The following is a 15,603-nucleotide window of genomic DNA, read 5'->3' as shown; positions in this document are numbered from 1 at the left end:
CGGCGGCGCGCCCTCAGGGTTTCCAGACCTTCGACAGGTTCGCCAGCGCGGTGCCAATCGCCGCTGGCGGGACCGCCGCAAACCCCAACACCAAGCCGGCGCGCACCTGCGACGGCGTGGTGGGCAACCAATAACTGCTCAGGCCATTGATCTCCACACCCACATTCGTCGCTTGGGCGATCAGTTCGCGCTCGCGCTCGATGCTCTCCACAGGAACCGTGAGATGCAGCCCGGCCACGACAGTGGGCAGGGCACCGACACCCGCAACAGCCTTGGGCCAGCCCGCCAGCAACGCATCACGCCGAACCAGGGCGGCCCTGCGCATCCGCCGGATATGCCGCTGGAAATGCCCGGCGGCCATGAACTCGGCCATCACCGCCTGGGTGCTGACTTCGGAGTGGCGCACGTCCACGGCGCGCCGTCGGGCGAAGGCGTTGACCAGGCCTGGCGGCAGCACCAGGTAGCCCAGGCGCAGGGCCGGGAACGCCACTTTGCCGAACGTGCCGACGTAAAGCACCCGCCCCTGGCGATCCAGAGCAGCCAGGGGCGCCAGTGGCGCGCCGCTGTAGCGGTACTCGCCATCGTAGTCATCCTCGACGATCCAGCCGTCGTTGCGCTCGGCCCAGGCCAGCAGCTCCAGCCGCCGTGGCAGGCTCATGACCACCCCGGTCGGGTATTGATGGGACGGTGTGACGTAGGCCAGCCGACAGTGGCGCAACGCGCCCAGCGCGGCGCAATCCAAGCCATCGTCATCCACCGGCACACCCCTGACGTCGGCACCGGCAACGGCGAACGCATGCCCGGCCGCGCGATAGCCGGGATTTTCCACCGCCACGACGTCGCCCGGATCGACCAACAGCTGTGCACAAAGGCTGATGCCCTGCTGTGCGCCACTGGTGATCACAATTTGTTCAGCCGTGCAGTGCAGCCCCCTGGAGCTGCGCAAGTACGCCGCGATCAACCCGCGCAAGCGCGCATCGCCCTGGGAATCGCCATAACACAGCTGCTGCAAGTCCGGCTTGCGCCAGAAAGCCGCATTCAGCTTGGCCCAGACGTCGAAAGGGAACAGATCGAAAGCCGGTACACCGACCCGAAACGCTCGCGGAGGGCCGCTGGGCGGTTGGGCCAAATGGTGTTTTTCGACGCGGTTTAGCGCGTCGCTGTGGATAACTTTACTGGATGGACCCACAGGTAAATCGAGCCAATCTGTGGATAAGGCTGTGGGTAAGCCTGTTGAAAACCCTGTGGATACTTTTGTGGATATGTTTTTCAGCGGCAACGTCGTCGAGGACAGTTTTGCCACATAAGTGCCGTCACCGACCCGCCCTTCGATGAAACCCTCGGCGTAGAGCTGGTCATAGGCCCGCACCACGCTGTTGCGCGAAATCGACAAGGCCGCCGCCAGGTCACGGCTGGCAGGCAGGCGCGTGCCGCTGGCCAGGCGTCCATCGAGCACCCGGGTGCGCAACGCCTGGTAGAGCTGGCGGCTGAGCCCCTGGCGGCGGTCCAGCTCGATGCCAGCGGGGTTGAACGACAATGGCGGCGCGGCGTTGTGCATGACAGCCCTCGTGAATGGACCTATCGAATTGGCCGGAAGTGGCTCTTACAACAGACCAATAGCCTGCCTAGGATGCTCGCATTCGCCAAGGAAAATCATCATGTACAACCCAAAAGCCTTTGCCGTCGAAGACCTGCCCGAACTGCACCAGATGATCGGCGATTGCCGCCTGGCCATATTGGTCACCCAGGGTGAACACGGTTTGCAGGCCAGCCATTTGCCGCTGTTGCTGGACACCCAACAAGGGCCGAACGGCAGCCTCTACGGCCACATGGCCCGGGCCAATCCACAATGGCGCGACCTGGAAGCCGGCGCCGAGGCCCTGGTGATATTCGCCGGGGCCGATGCCTACGTCAGCCCAGGGTTGTACGCCAGCAAGGCCGAACACGGCAAAGTCGTGCCGACCTGGAACTTCGTGGCCGTCCACGCCTACGGCAGCGCCGAGGTGTTCAGCGACGCCCATCGCCTGCGCAACCTGGTGGGCGCCCTCACCGACCACCACGAAACCGGTCGCGAGCAGCCGTGGAAGATCGATGATGCGCCGCCCGAGTACATCGACAGCATGCTCAAGGCCATCGTCGGCTTCGCCCTGCCCATCCAACGCCTGGAGGGCAAGCGCAAGCTCAGCCAGAACCGTAGCCCCGCGGATGCCGCCGGCGTACGCAACGGCCTCGCCGCCAGCCACGACCCGCAGGACCGGGCGCTCGCCCACCTGATGCCTGAACAATTGTCCAAGGAGTGAACATGAGCCAACCTGAAATCCGCCTCGTCAGCGCCGACGATCACGCCGCCTGGCTGCCGCTGTGGCAAGCCTACCTGCGGTTCTATAAAACCGAATTGCCGGACGCCGTCAGCCAAAGCACCTGGCAACGCTTGCTCGATGAGCATGAACCGACCCATGCTGCCCTCGCCTGGGATGGCGACACGGCGGTGGGCCTGGTGCACTTTATCTATCACCGTTCGAACTGGAGCATCGAGAATTCCTGCTACCTGCAAGACCTGCTGGTAACGGAACAGAGCCGTGGCACCGGGGTGGGTCGCCAGCTCATCGAATTCGTCTACGCCACCGCCAAGGCCGATGGTTGCTGCAAGGTGCACTGGTTGACCCACGAAACCAACGCCACGGCGATCCAGCTGTACGAGCGCATCGCCGAGCGCCCAGGCTTCATTCAATTTCGCAAAGCCCTTTAAGGAGCGCAGCATGTCGACTTCACTCGCCGATTGGAAAGGTGTCCCGGCGCCCTCTGCACAGGTGCTCGAAGGGCGTTTCATCCGCCTGGAAAAACTCGACCCGGCGCGGCATGCCGATGGCCTCTGGCAAGCCCTCGAAGGCCCCGGCGCCGACCCGAAGCTCTGGGATTACTTGCCCTATGGTCCGTTCACGGATCGCGGCGCGTTCGATGCCTGGCTGAACAACCATGCGGCCAACACCGACCCGTATTTCTTCAGCGTGATCGACCGCGCCAGTGGCGAGGTGCAGGGCATTCTCAGCCTGATGTCCATCGTCCCGGCCCAGGGCCGCATCGAGATTGGCCACGTGACCTTCGGCGCGCCGATGCAGCGTTCGCCGAAAAGCACCGAGGCGGTTTATTTGCTGGCCAAGGAGTCTTTCGCCCTGGGTTATCGTCGGCTGGAATGGAAGTGCAACAACGGCAATGCCCGCTCCAAATACGCGGCCGAACGGCTGGGGTTCACGTTTGAAGGGGTGTTTCGCCAGCACATGGTGGTCAAGGGCCAGAACCGAGATACGGCGTGGTACTCAATACTGGATTCGGAATGGCCGGTGATCGCGGCAGGATTCGAGCAGTGGTTGAGTGAGGAGAATCAGAGCGAAAGTGGGCAAGTGCGCGGGCTAGTAGAGTGTCGGACATCCGCTATCGGTGGCTGATGGCCCGTTTCGGCGAGCAGACTCGGCGCCCATCACGTAGTTGACGACCCCACCGCCATTCCTTGCGGGGAATGGCGGTGGGGCTACTTGCATCAGAACTGTAAGTAGCTTGCGATTAAGCGATCAAGGTTTCTTTTTGGCTCCAAATGGCTGGAGCGTTTCGCGCGTGACGCCCTGCCTCAGGTATTGCCAGGCCCAATCGGGCACCGCCATGTAGCCTTCCACATACAATGCAAAGTCCAAAAGCCTGTGGCCCAAACGATAGGCTGGGAACTCAAAATTGTAGAGATATTGTTGAGCCTGTCGCTGGCCAACACCGAGTGAATCTCTAATGATTTGGTTCGCGCGCGCCCCGTCCCCGCCAAGCCCAACTCTTAACGCCCTTGCAATATCCAACTCTGAACGAAGCGAGCCAGGTTGCCTGAGCGCGGCTCGAACAGTGGCATCGCTGAAATACGGCCCAACGAGGTCCTCCCATATTTGTATCGCGTGATTCCTCGGGAAGCGTTGGAGCAAATTAAAAATATTCGGTGTATTTAATAAAATCGAAACCCTGATATTAGAAACAACTTGTCCCGAACTGCTAAACAAACCTACCACTGCTGGCGTTTCGGCGTTCGATTGTACCCACCCCAGAAACTCTACAAATCGCGTCAGGCTGTCTTGCTGCCGGACAATACTGTTCAGATTCTGATCATCGAACGGCTGCATCCAGTCAATACTTATCGTGCCGTCGTCAATCACTTCGGTGTAGCGGGTATTGGCATATTCCGCAATGATTCCAAGCCGCGTCTCAGACAGCTTCGGATCACGTAGCCACCTGGCAAGGACATTGACCGGCAGCATGCCGCCGAGGTTCGAGGAAATCACCGTTGAGCGAAGCAGCAGATTAGCCCGTCGCTGCAAATCGGGAAACCGCTCGAGGGCAACGCTGAGCAGATCGATGGTGTCTTCTACGCGATCGTAATACATGAACTGGTTCATTAACTCGGCATCGTCATTAATGGTGACGCCCGACTCACGTTGATACCTTTGCTTTACTTCATTCAGATCGGCCTGATCCACCAGCTCAGCACCTTCCAGTAAATCATCGAGTTGATCATCGTCCAAATGGCCGTGCAGGGTCTCATTGTATTTTACGTAAGCCAGCTCATTCCTTGGATGATGGTCGGTCAACTGTGGAGCCCTGATACCATACTCAAGCATGATATGGATCACATCCTGAGAAAGTTGAAGGTATTCGTTATTGAGCAGGTCGGTCAGATGCAAATCATCGATGGGACCCAGCAGCACGTCTTCGAAGAACCTGCTCAAGGATTGCGTTTCCTGAGTGTAAAAGGGAGCGCTACTTGGCATCAGGCGCTCCGGAGACCGAACCGATAGATGATGCCCGATCTCCTGCAACATCTCCGGCGGCAGGATGGCGTCCCGCGCTGCGTCCAGCGTCCTTCGGCCCAAGCTGTTGGCGTGACGGTCAAGGTAATCCAGAACCGGCTGGAACAAGCGATGTGGGTTGGGGGCGTTGTAGACAATCCGAGTGAGATCAGAGAGCGCTGCCTCCTCCAAGAGCTCTTGCAACCAAGGCGCGATGTCGGAGAGCGCCAATTGCAAGCCGGAGGCCGGCGGCATCATGAAGTGGCTGATTTCCGGGTGTCCATCGATATAATCGGCAGCTGCATTACGCAGCCCTTGCATCGTGAAGGCTTCCTGCGCTTGCCCTTCATTGAGCCCACGGGCGACGGCATTGAAAAAACAATCGCCATCGGCGGGAATCCCAACGACCCGTCTACCCAAGATCAAGCTGTAGTGATTTTCAGCCGTTCGCCTCAAGACGATATCCGTGGGTGATCTATCGGGGTGCTGACTCATCGGATAGAAACGCTCGTATTGCCCCGGCGTGAAGCGTACTGACCAACTACTCCCTGCGGTTATTTCGTCCATGATCAGCAAGCTCCGGTTCTGCGGCCAGCTCGGAAGACGAGTCATGACAGAGGGGACCAGATCCATGATGTCGTTGTCCCAATGACCAGCAGTCCGTACCAATTCGGAGGCACGAGGCGACAGAGCAGGCACTTTGGGTTCGGAAGGGCCTGGTTGTGTAGAGCTACCTGCCGGGCGTTTCCCGCCGCCCTGACCAAATCCAACCGCACGCCACTCTCCGTCGGGCATCCGGGCAACGGTACTTCGCATCACGCCACTGGAGCGGATACTCGACCCGGTGCCAGGGTCGACAAGGGTGGCTTCGGTTGCATTCAATCTCGTATGGTCATGAACCCGGAATACGGTCCCGTCGGGTTGCTGTATGTAGACGGGTCGGGAACTGCCCCCAGCAACAGAATTGAGCGTGGGGCGATAGAAGCCCTGGGCATCTGCAGCCAACCCTCGCAACAGTGAAGTGTCGGTCACCGCATAACGGTTATAGAGTGCCGCTTCCAGAGGCAACCCGGCCAGTGCATCACCCTGGCTCTGGCGCGCCGTAACCGCCAGGAAAGACGACTGGCCTCGGACCGGAACCGTGGCCCCTGCGGCAAGTTCCTGTCCGCCATGATTAGCCACTCTGTAGACAAATGCCAGGGTGTCCAGGTCCATCGGAACAGCGCCGGTCCTGGCCACGAGCAGGCCCGTCTTGACAGCACGCCTGAGTATTTGGAAACCGGGTATCAACAGCATGCCGGCCAAGTCCATGAACACTTCCATGGCTACCATGACCATCCTTACTGCTGTTTCACGACGTATATCCGCGTTGCTGTTGGAGCGGTGGTCCGCATAAGCGCTATGGAAATCAACGTGCGCTCGGTGAAGCGCTTCAAGCAGATCGCCTGTGATAACGCTTGCGCGAATCAAGGGACGACCACGGTGCTTTATTTCTTCGGGATTGACCGCGCAAATGCGTGAACGGAAGTAGTCCTGCCATGGCTCTTGTCGTAGAAGCCCCCCGACCCCATCGGCCAGATTGGCAAATTCGTGAAAGTCTTCTCCGTCGGGACTGTCTGGAAAATAAACACCTACGGTTCCCTTAATGTCCGGCCCGTCCTGATCGGAAAAAATCAAGGCGCCGTCAACGCTGACTGCGTTACCCATCGTCCCGTGCTGGCCTCCAGCCCCTACACTGCCACCCAGCAAAAGGCCATGTACCTGCACGTTTTTTCCCATGACCTGTGGACGCGTTTTTGCCTCTGGCGATTGCAGCACAGCGTCTAGCCAGAGCGTGACCAGTTTTTTGACTTTAGGTGGCTCGAAGGCTTTATCGAGTCGGGTGACCTTGAATATTTCATCCCCCCTGAGCAGGGTCTCGTAACCTTTGAATTTCATACTGGCCGTGTACGCTTTTTGCCAGGCTGCTTTGTAATCCGGCTTGTTCATCTGTGCCCTGAGCAGGGTTTCATAACGTGCGCCAGCGTCGATACTTGTCGCCATCGTGGCGAGTTCGCGCCCTTTCAATGTCATCAGCAAGCCACTCACCGGATGTCGTATCCGCTTGCCATCTTTATCGACAAGGTGAACAGCCATGACCTCTCGCATTGCATTGGGGTACTGCCGCGGGCGCAAGTTATCGAGTATCAGCTGGGTCAGGCTGGTAATACGAGACTGCCTCGGGTTGGCACCCTTTGCGAAAGCAAGCGTCACCATCGTTTTGTCTGGGTCGGGTTTTATCGCGTGATGCAGGGTTCGCTGCAGGTATTGCTGGATCTTCTGGCGGGTAAACTGATGCAGCGTCTGGATACCGTCACCCAAATCCGAAACAGCTTGGAGGACATCTTGCTCCAAGCGACGATAACGGGTTTGTTCTGAAAGCGTTGCGGTTGTATAGAAATGAGGACGGTTGTTTTCAATCAAGGTTTGCTGACGAATAGCCAATGCACCGGCAAGAGATAACGTAGGCAGGCGCAATGCATCTTCGGTCCTTTGAGCAAAAGTCCTCAGGGCTACCGTTTCGTTTTCTGGCGCATTCAAGACGGCTTCGAGCGCGTTGCTTTGCAGTTGGAGCAGTTCCGATGCCGCCACTTCGAACACATCCCCGGACAGCTCAGTCGAAATATCCCGTATCGTGCGCTGATGCCCTGCATGGACGACCAGTACTTTTTTGACCATGTCTTGAAAAGAATCGAACCGTTGAATGCCGCGTTCCATGGAATAGAGAAACAGTGGCGCTTGATCGGTTCGTTTGATCACCATCGCGGCAGGCCATTTCTGAGATGCCGCCGTATCCATATCGAGCATCACAGCGTAAACATTGGGAACAGGTGCTCTCAGCAGAGTGTTTCTTTGCGCCTTGGAAGGATGGGTCGTGATGATATCCAGCAGCCGGTCTTCCTCACGTTGCCGAGCGTTCACACTGTCGGTGAGTTGCGCAGGGTTGCGATCAGCTTTATATAAATCGGAAAGAAGCTGAAATCGCCGGGAAAGCAAATGGGCGAATGTCTCTTGCGCTGTGGCTGGGCTATCTGCATCGTTTTTTTTATTGCGAAACAGTGCCAGCGCTTCATGAAACTGGCGCTTCAGTTTTTCGTTTGTCGTGGGGTTGGCAATATAAAACACCGCCTCCATGGCGCTTAGTATTTGCTTTTCCACCGGGATGGCAAAGAAGCTGCTTTCCTCATCCGTGCTGCCCGGACGGTTGAAGAAGCCTACGTCAGCTGATGTATAAACAGGGGCTGTATCGGTCAATAGGCCATGCCACATGACCTCGGTAAAACTCTGCGAGACGGTACATAAACGCTTACCGCTTGAGTCCGTAGAAAAGCCATTGACATAACAATGATCGGGATCAATATTTTCTTGCAACGTCGCGCGAAATTTTCGCCGAGCTATCTTGGCGTGAATCGCCTCGACCAGCGAACCCTTGATCACCGCATCAAACGTGGGTAGACCGGCAAACAAGCGCGCCAGCTTTACTTGATTGGCGTCCAAAAGCGCTATTTGCTTTAGTTGTTCATTTTCCTGACCGCGCAGTAACTTTCCGTGGACATCCATTTCAATAACCGAGGATTCCTCCGGGCCTTGATAATTGCTTGGAATACCGGCCTTTAGCTGCTGTTGAATAGCTTGCGACAACGGCTCGTCGCCCACCCGAAGTGACGAGAAATCCAGCGACATATGGCTGCGATGTGGGTAGCGCCAACCTTCACGTGGGGAATGGTTGCCGGAATGAAAAACATCTTTGCTTTGGTGGGTAATTATAAAGCCTTGTGTCACTGCGTCACGCAGCGGCACCGATGAGGTTTTTCTTTGAGCGGCCGAATCGACTGTCTCGACCTCTTGATAGGTGACCTGTACCCGCGTATCGCCGATAAGGCCCCATTGATTTAGCCATTGATCGGCGAATTCATGAGGTTGAAATCGAATACCGTGGGGTAACAGGCTGATGGGTTTGAGCTGTGCGCCGGCAGCATGCGGCGTCACGCCAGGTGCATTTTCAGGGAAGGCAGTCATTCAGGTGTCCCGGTGATGAGTAGGACTGGGACCCTATCGCGCCGTTTCAGCGGGAATGACGTACATATGTATAGGTGTGGCTACGGGCTTTGGAGAAAGCGTAAGCCCAAATGTCAGCAAGTTCTCACGGATCCGTGACGAGGGAGCTTGCTCCCGCTCGGTTGCGCAGCAACCGCAAATTTCTTGGGGCCGCTGCGCAGCCCAGCGGGAGCAAGCTCCCTCGCCACAGGTTATTTCATCAAGTTCAGACCAGCTTTTGCGCCAACACCGCAATATGCTCCGGCCCGATCCCGCAGCAGCCGCCCAGATGGCTGGCACCGCGTTTTTGCCAGTCCGTCGCCCACTGGAGATAGCCTGGTGGGTCGAGGTCTTCGCGTAGCGGGTCCAATCCGTCGTTGGCCGTCGCTTCCTTCGGTTGCGGCGGGAAGGCGTTAGCGTAGGCACCGATGTGGATCTTCACCCCCAGGCGCTCGAAGGTATCCCGCGCCGCGTCGATCGCCGCGCCGATCACTTCCGGTTGGCTGCAGTTGAACAGCAGCACCTCAACGCCCAGTTCCGCCGCCACCGCCGCGGCATCCGCCACCGGTTCGCCGGAGCGCAGGCGTGGCACTTCATCGGTGTCTTCGTCTTTCAGGGTGAACGACAGCCAGAACGGCTTGCCGTCCTTCGGCAACCCGGCGTGAATCGCCCGCGCTTCGACCGTAGAGCTTTGGGTCTCGGCCAGCCACACGTCGACGTGGGGCGCCAGGCCGTTCACCAGGGGCGCCAGCAGCTCACTGGCGCGGGAAGCGTCGAACAGATCCGGCCGATAGGAACCGAACAGTGGCGGCAGCGACCCGGCCACACGCACTGCTTTGCCCGAAGCGTGCACTGCCCGCTGCGCCAACTCGCCCGCCAGCGCGGCCAGGGCCTGGCCTTCTTCGGCGAAACGCGCCTCGCCAATATGAAACGGCACCACGGCATAGCTGTTGCTGGTGATTACGTTGGCGCCGCTGGCAATATAGGCCGCGTGCACGGCCTCTACCGCCTGGGGCGCTTCGCTCAAGGCCAGCGCCGACCACTCGGGCTGTCGGAACGGAGCGCCCCGGCGTTGCAGTTCGCGGCCCATGCCGCCATCGAGAATGACTGTCGTTGCTGAGCCCATATGCGATTCACTCATAAGCTTATGAAAAATACTCACTACCGGAGTTGTTCTTATAACTATTTAATACGCACCATTCGGTGAACTACAACTTATTTTTCTATCAGGGCCCTCACATGAAACTACAACCATTGCTGGCCCTGGGCCTGACTCTGCTGGCTGCCTCTTCGCAAGCCTTCGCCGGCGCCACGCTGGATCGCATCGAACAGAAAAAAGAACTGGTCGGCGTGCTGATGGAAAGCTACCCGCCCTTCTCGTTCCTCAACGATCAGAACCAGCTCGACGGTTTTGACGTGGACGTCGCCAAGGCCGTGGCGCAGAAACTGGGCGTGAAGCTGCGCCTGGAAACCCCTTCCTGGGACGTGATCGCGGCCGGCCACTGGAGCGGACGCTATGACATCTGCATTTGCTCCATGACGCCGAGCAAGGCACGCGCCGAAGTGTTCAATTTCCCGGTGCAGTACTACGCTTCGCCAGCGGTGATCGTAGTCAACGCCAAGGACGACCGTATCCATGGCGCCAAAGACCTGAGCGGCAAGAAGGTCGGCCTGACCAGTGCCTCCAGCTACGAGAGCTACCTGAACAAGAACCTGGTGATCGAAGGCGCCGAGGATACTCAACTGAGCTATCCATTCGAAGACGTGCAGATCGCCCCGTACGACACCGACAACGTGGCCTTCCAGGACCTGGGCCTGGGCGCCGGGGTGCGCCTGGACGCGGTGCTGACCAACCTGGTGACCGCACAGCCGCGCCTGACCGAAGACAAGCGCTTCAAGCTGGCCGGCGAGGCGCTCTACTCCGAGCCGAACTCGGTGGCCATCGAAAAAGGCGACGCCCAGTGGGACAGCAAGGTGCGTGAAGTCTTTGCCCAGTTGAAACAGGACGGCACCTTGAGCAAACTCTCGCAGAAATGGATCGGCGCCGACATTACCCAATGACTTCTTTTCCACCCCCTCAGCCACCGCCACCGGTGGCTGAGTCACGCTTGCAAAAAATCTTCGGTTTTCGCACCCGGCTGTACCTGACCTGGGCGGCCATGCTGGTGCTGTTCGCGAGTTTCTTCCTGAGCTTCGACCTGAAGTTCTCCATCATCCTCGACAAATTGCCGAACCTGCTGGGTGTGCACCTGGCGCCCAATGGCTTTTTGCAAGGCGCGGTGCTGACACTGTTCCTGTGCTTGTGCTCGATCGTCGCTTCGTCATTGCTGGGCTTCATCACCGCCCTGGCGCGGCTGTCCAGCAGTGCGGTGGCGTTCGGTATCGCCAGTTTCTATGCGTCGTTCTTTCGCGGCACGCCGCTGCTGATCCAGATCCTGCTGATCTACCTGGGCCTGCCCCAACTGGGCGTGGTCCCGGGCGCCATCGCCGCTGGGATCATTGCCTTGTCGCTGAACTACGGCGCCTACCTGAGTGAGATCTTCCGCGCCGGGATCCTCGGCGTCCCCAACGGCCAACGCGAAGCTTCCCTCGCCCTGGGCCTGAGCGAAACCGTGATCTTCTGGCGCGTCACCCTGCCCCAGGCGATGCGCACCATCATCCCGCCGACCACCAACCAGTTCATCTCCATGCTCAAGGATTCTTCGTTGATTTCGGTGATGGGGGTTTGGGAGGTGATGTTTCTGGCGCAGTCTTATGGGCGTTCCAGTTATCGTTATATTGAGATGCTGACGACGGCGGCGATTATTTACTGGTTGATGTCCATTGCGTTGGAGCTGATTCAGGCGCGGATGGAGCGGCATTATGGGAAGGCTTATCTGAATAATCGTTGAGTTGGGGAATGCCTGGGAGGCCGTAAAGCTATTCCTTGGATTGGTGTGTATATCCATTTCTGCGGTAATGGCTGCTTAGGGTTCCGCCCTGACGGCGGGTCACTTTCGAAAAGCGCGAAAGTAACCAAAGCGCTTCTGCCCCACCACTCGGTGCCTCGCTTAGGCTCGGCATGCCCTCACTCCGGCATTGCTCCGTGGGCCCGCCGCGAAGGGCCATCCATGGCCCAGCGCGGCTATCCCGGCATCCATGCCGGGATGCCCACTCCACAATGCCTGCGTTCGGCCAGCGTGGTTAACGGGGCGCCCGAGATCAACGTCCACCACGAGGCGGCCTTAGAGCCGACCTGATTCTTGATGAGACCGCGTGTCTCCTGTGGGAGCGAGCCTGCTCGCGATAGGGCCAGCAAGCCCAACAGCCATGCCACTGAGCCACCACCATCGCGAGCAGGCTCGCTCCCACATTCAATCTCCAGTGAACACAAAATTCATATCCAACGCAGACCCCCTGTGGGAGCGGGCTTGCTCGCGAAGAGGCCGGCCCATCCAACATCTTCATCGACTGCGACACCGCCTTCGCGAGCAAGCCCGCTCCCACAGAAGAAACGCGACCCCACCAAGAACCAGGTCGGCTGTTAGGCCGCCTCGTGATGGTCGTTGATCTCAGCGCCCCATTAACCACGCTGGCTGAACGAAGGTATCGCGCAGTGGGCAACCCGGCATGGATGCCGAGCCTAGGCGAGGCACCGAGTGGTGGGGCATGTAGCGTTTTGCTTACTTTTGCGCTTCTCAAAAGTGAGCCGCCGTCAGGGCGGAACCCTAAGTGGCCGTTACCGCAGAAACGGATATACACACCGACCTTAAAATCCCACCCAGCTCAACGGCTAAGCAGGAAAATCCGCCTGAGGTGCAGCCGAATCGCTAGCAGGTGAAGTTTGGAAATCACACCCATCAATGCTCCACCCCAACACTTCCAGCGCATCGCAACCGTCCTGCAACAGCAGATGCGCGGCGCTGGTGAAGTGCTCCAGGTCATAGCCTTCGGCGTTTTTCATGCATAGACAGGAAACGCTGTTGAGTAAATCTCGAGCCACTTTGATGCGATGCGCAGCAGTTTCCAAAAGATCGGAGGCGCCGGCTTCCGTGTCGATAAAAAGCGTGGCTCCGGCGCTGGTATTTGCTTGAAGGGGATGGAACTTGATCATCGGGTTGCTCTCTTGAGTTAGGAGCTACCGCCGTTCGCGGAGGCAGCAAAAAGCGCCGCCGTTGGGGGCGCTCGTGCACTCTTGTTCGACCGGCTAAGATCGGTCACCGATTTGTCGATGACGAGAGAACTATAGGCGAGGCCCTAATGACAAAAAACCGGGTTTCTTGATCTCGGAGCTATCCTACGTGAAACCCGGAACGGGTTTACAGATTCGATATTTGACAGACAGATCTCGGAATTCAGCCACGCAGAAAGGTCTGGGTATGCTGTAGGGCAATGCTTCGAGCCACGGAGGCCGGCGCGGTGATGCTGTGATCACAGCGTGGGCAGCCTACAAGCTCCATCGCTATGTCTCGCCAGCGGCTAGGAGACGGCTGGCATCGCGACCCGGGATGAAGTTTTTAAAGTTCGACCTCATTCATGAGAGGTCGTACTCAATGCCTACCCAACACTCATATCTTCCCCAACATCTCGCTCTGGCAATAGCCTTGGCGCTCGGCTGTGTCGAGGTTTCGATGGCTCAGTCACCTGCCGAGACTCCTACGACGGCCGAGTTTCAAGAGCGTCTCAAAGCACTCGAAGAAGCTACAGACACTAAGCATCACAGTATTGTCACCCCCCGCAAAAAAGGCATGAAACTGACTAAGACCAATGACTTGGTCAACGTCAGCGCAAATGGCACGTTCGGCGGGACTGTTGATGGAGGTGGCGGAACCAACGTTCTGCGATTGGGCGATGCTCAACACTCCAAAGTACCTGAGACCCGCAATTTCGAGGCTTTGCATGTCACTAAAGGCGAATGGGAGCACACCGGGAATTTCGCTGGTTGGGGAGTGATCGAGCCGGAGACCACGTTGACCAACACCGGCCATATCGACGGACAGATCGGGGTACTCGGTGCGTTCGATAACAAGGGGGTTGTCGCCAACAACGTGATCATCGAACCAAGCGCCCGCATGACAAATTCCGGCACAGTCAATGGCGGTGTCCATGTGCGCGAGAACGCCAGTTTCAGCGGCAATGGATCCGTGGAATTTCTGAGCGTAGCGGGTCAGTTGAGGGTCGGGCCTGAGACCGGTGCCCCCTCGATCAAAGGAAACTTCGAGCTGTTGAGCGGCGCAGAGCTGATCTATGGCGTCGATGCTGATGGTCGTAGCTCGACGATCAACGTTGAAGGCACCGCGACACTGAACAACACGACCCTGAAAATCGATGCTGTACCGGTCGAAAACATGGGCACGAGCGAGCACACGGTGATCCGAGCGGGGGACATTGAGGGTGAGTTCGGCACGGTCATTAGCAATCTCACCTTCATGACGGCGACCCCGCACTACAGCGGGACGGAGGTTGGCCTGACCTATGCGCGCAACGACATCCCCCTCAAGGTTGCAGCAAAGAACGAAAACGCAGAAAGATTCACCAACAGTATCGAAGATCCGCAAACGGCCACGCCACTGCCGCCCAAGCCTGTCGACAATGTAGCGGCTGTCCGGTCACCTACCACCCAAGCGAAAGTCGATCCGGCCCAACATCCCCGCCAAGCGTCGCCAGTGGCCAGCATTGAACCGAAACCCACCAGCCAGCCGCACACCACTCCCGTCGCGCAACCCAACGCAGCCGTCAATGCGCTGCTCGGCACCAACCTGACCACCGCCGCCGATGCCATCGACCAACTGGGCGGTTATGACACCGCCGACCTGGGCAATGTCACCCTGAGCAGTGTCGCGCCGATCAGCACGGGAATGCTCTCGGCCATGAGCCGGAGAAGTCCGGCGGATGGGTACGACAACGGCCAAGTCTGGGTCCAGGCCATCGGCAACAGCGGTAGCCTCGCCAAGGAATTGGGCAGCTATGCCCTCAAGCATTCGACCAAGGGCCTGATGCTGGGAACCGATTGGGCTGTCAGCTCCAATTGGCGGTTGGGCATCATCGGCAGCAAGACCCAGACACGACTGGACAGCTATCAATTCGACGGAGCGCTCGACAGTTGGCTCGTGGGCGCCTACGCCTTGCGCGAGGACGGTCCGCTGGCGCTGCGCCTGGGCGCTGTCCATGGCAATCACGACGGCAGCACCAAGCGCCATGTCGCGTTCAACGGTTTCAGTGATCGCCTCAAGGGTCGCTACGACGCCACGACGCAACAGGTCTTCGGACAGGTCGGCTACCACCTGGACGTCGGACCGTTCGATATAGAGCCCTACGTCCAGGTGGGTTACCAACGCTACCAACGCGACGCCTACGCGGAAAAAGGTGGCGATGCCGCGTTGCTGTACAACGGCCAGGCACAGGAACACTACAGCAGCGACCTCGGCCTGCGCCTCGCCCGTCCTTTGATTTTCGACCGAGGCATGCGGTTGATGCCGCGCGTCGATGTCGGCTGGAAACACCTATACGGCGACATCAGGGGCAGCTCCCATCAACGCCTGGCTAACGGCGGCAATGTCTACCTCATCAAAGGAGTCGAGCTGGACCGCGACAGCCTTCTCTTGCAAGCAGGACTGGACCTGGCCGTATCGCCACGTCATACCCTGGGACTGAACTACAGCGGCGAAACGGGGCAGGACAACCGCAACGGCGCGTTGACCGGCCAGTGGCGAATGATGTTCTGACA

General features: G+C 58.6%; 10 protein-coding genes. 6 read left to right on the top strand and 4 right to left on the bottom strand.

The window, feature by feature from the left end:
- Window positions 1-13 precede the first annotated feature (13 nt).
- Complete coding sequence (pdxR, locus tag AD662_RS07055) at window positions 14-1,558, bottom strand: MocR-like pyridoxine biosynthesis transcription factor PdxR (RefSeq protein ID WP_053186260.1); 1,545 nt, start codon at window positions 1,556-1,558, stop codon at window positions 14-16.
- Between the two features lie 100 nt (window positions 1,559-1,658).
- Here pdxR and AD662_RS07050 point away from each other — a divergent pair, with 100 nt between their 5' ends.
- The 3 genes from AD662_RS07050 to AD662_RS07040 are packed head-to-tail and all read left to right on the top strand — an operon-like array spanning window position 1,659 to window position 3,446.
- Entirely contained in the window at window positions 1,659-2,300 is a 642-nt protein-coding gene (locus AD662_RS07050; RefSeq protein WP_053186257.1) for an FMN-binding negative transcriptional regulator, read from the top strand.
- A 2-nt stretch (window positions 2,301-2,302) separates the two neighbouring features.
- Window positions 2,303-2,749, top strand: coding sequence for a GNAT family N-acetyltransferase (locus tag AD662_RS07045; protein ID WP_018611678.1), 447 nt, complete (start codon window positions 2,303-2,305; stop codon window positions 2,747-2,749).
- A gap of 10 nt (window positions 2,750-2,759) precedes the next feature.
- A complete protein-coding gene (locus AD662_RS07040; RefSeq protein WP_053183179.1) occupies window positions 2,760-3,446 on the top strand; it encodes a GNAT family N-acetyltransferase in 687 nt (228 codons plus the stop codon).
- Between the two features lie 123 nt (window positions 3,447-3,569).
- On the opposite strand, the gene AD662_RS07035 is transcribed toward AD662_RS07040, so the two are convergent.
- Window positions 3,570-8,879, bottom strand: coding sequence for a dermonecrotic toxin domain-containing protein (locus AD662_RS07035; protein ID WP_053186254.1), 5,310 nt, complete (start codon window positions 8,877-8,879; stop codon window positions 3,570-3,572).
- A 244-nt stretch (window positions 8,880-9,123) separates the two neighbouring features.
- Window positions 9,124-10,023, bottom strand: a complete 900-nt coding sequence (locus tag AD662_RS07030; RefSeq protein WP_033062836.1) for a homocysteine S-methyltransferase family protein — start codon at window positions 10,021-10,023, stop codon at window positions 9,124-9,126.
- Between the two features lie 113 nt (window positions 10,024-10,136).
- Between AD662_RS07030 and AD662_RS07025 the strand changes: the two genes are divergently transcribed.
- Window positions 10,137-10,958 carry an ABC transporter substrate-binding protein gene (locus AD662_RS07025; RefSeq protein WP_053187274.1) on the top strand — a complete coding sequence of 274 codons (822 nt, stop codon included), beginning with the start codon at window positions 10,137-10,139 and terminating at the stop codon, window positions 10,956-10,958.
- Window positions 10,955-11,788 (top strand): amino acid ABC transporter permease, encoded by an 834-nt coding sequence (locus tag AD662_RS07020; RefSeq protein WP_024619059.1) that lies wholly within the window; start codon window positions 10,955-10,957, stop codon window positions 11,786-11,788. Before AD662_RS07025 ends, AD662_RS07020 begins: the two co-directional genes overlap by 4 nt.
- A gap of 881 nt (window positions 11,789-12,669) precedes the next feature.
- On the opposite strand, the gene AD662_RS07015 is transcribed toward AD662_RS07020, so the two are convergent.
- Entirely contained in the window at window positions 12,670-12,990 is a 321-nt protein-coding gene (locus tag AD662_RS07015; protein ID WP_053186252.1) for a hypothetical protein, read from the bottom strand.
- A gap of 439 nt (window positions 12,991-13,429) precedes the next feature.
- Here AD662_RS07015 and AD662_RS07010 point away from each other — a divergent pair, with 439 nt between their 5' ends.
- On the top strand, window positions 13,430-15,601 hold the full coding sequence (locus tag AD662_RS07010; protein WP_053186249.1) for an autotransporter outer membrane beta-barrel domain-containing protein: 2,172 nt from the start codon (window positions 13,430-13,432) through the stop codon (window positions 15,599-15,601).
- Window positions 15,602-15,603 lie beyond the last annotated feature (2 nt).

It is taken from the genome of Pseudomonas kilonensis, from assembly GCF_001269885.1.
In the GTDB taxonomy this organism is placed as follows: domain Bacteria; phylum Pseudomonadota; class Gammaproteobacteria; order Pseudomonadales; family Pseudomonadaceae; genus Aquipseudomonas; species Aquipseudomonas kilonensis.
The sequence above is the reverse complement of the archived record's forward strand: the minus strand, read 5'-3'. Positions and strand labels throughout refer to the sequence as shown.

What these genes read in the sequence shown, in the direction of transcription:
- AD662_RS07045 (WP_018611678.1), top strand. Translation starts at nt 2,303, where the DNA reads ATGAGCCAACCTGAAATCCGCCTCGTCAGCGCCGACGATCACGCCGCC.
- AD662_RS07040 (WP_053183179.1), top strand. Translation starts at nt 2,760, where the DNA reads ATGTCGACTTCACTCGCCGATTGGAAAGGTGTCCCGGCGCCCTCTGCA.
- AD662_RS07010 (WP_053186249.1), top strand. Translation starts at nt 13,430, where the DNA reads ATGCCTACCCAACACTCATATCTTCCCCAACATCTCGCTCTGGCAATA.
- AD662_RS07020 (WP_024619059.1), top strand. Translation starts at nt 10,955, where the DNA reads ATGACTTCTTTTCCACCCCCTCAGCCACCGCCACCGGTGGCTGAGTCA.
- AD662_RS07035 (WP_053186254.1), bottom strand. Translation starts at nt 8,879, where the DNA reads ATGACTGCCTTCCCTGAAAATGCACCTGGCGTGACGCCGCATGCTGCC.
- AD662_RS07050 (WP_053186257.1), top strand. Translation starts at nt 1,659, where the DNA reads ATGTACAACCCAAAAGCCTTTGCCGTCGAAGACCTGCCCGAACTGCAC.
- AD662_RS07015 (WP_053186252.1), bottom strand. Translation starts at nt 12,990, where the DNA reads ATGATCAAGTTCCATCCCCTTCAAGCAAATACCAGCGCCGGAGCCACG.
- pdxR (WP_053186260.1), bottom strand. Translation starts at nt 1,558, where the DNA reads ATGCACAACGCCGCGCCGCCATTGTCGTTCAACCCCGCTGGCATCGAG.
- AD662_RS07030 (WP_033062836.1), bottom strand. Translation starts at nt 10,023, where the DNA reads ATGGGCTCAGCAACGACAGTCATTCTCGATGGCGGCATGGGCCGCGAA.
- AD662_RS07025 (WP_053187274.1), top strand. Translation starts at nt 10,137, where the DNA reads ATGAAACTACAACCATTGCTGGCCCTGGGCCTGACTCTGCTGGCTGCC.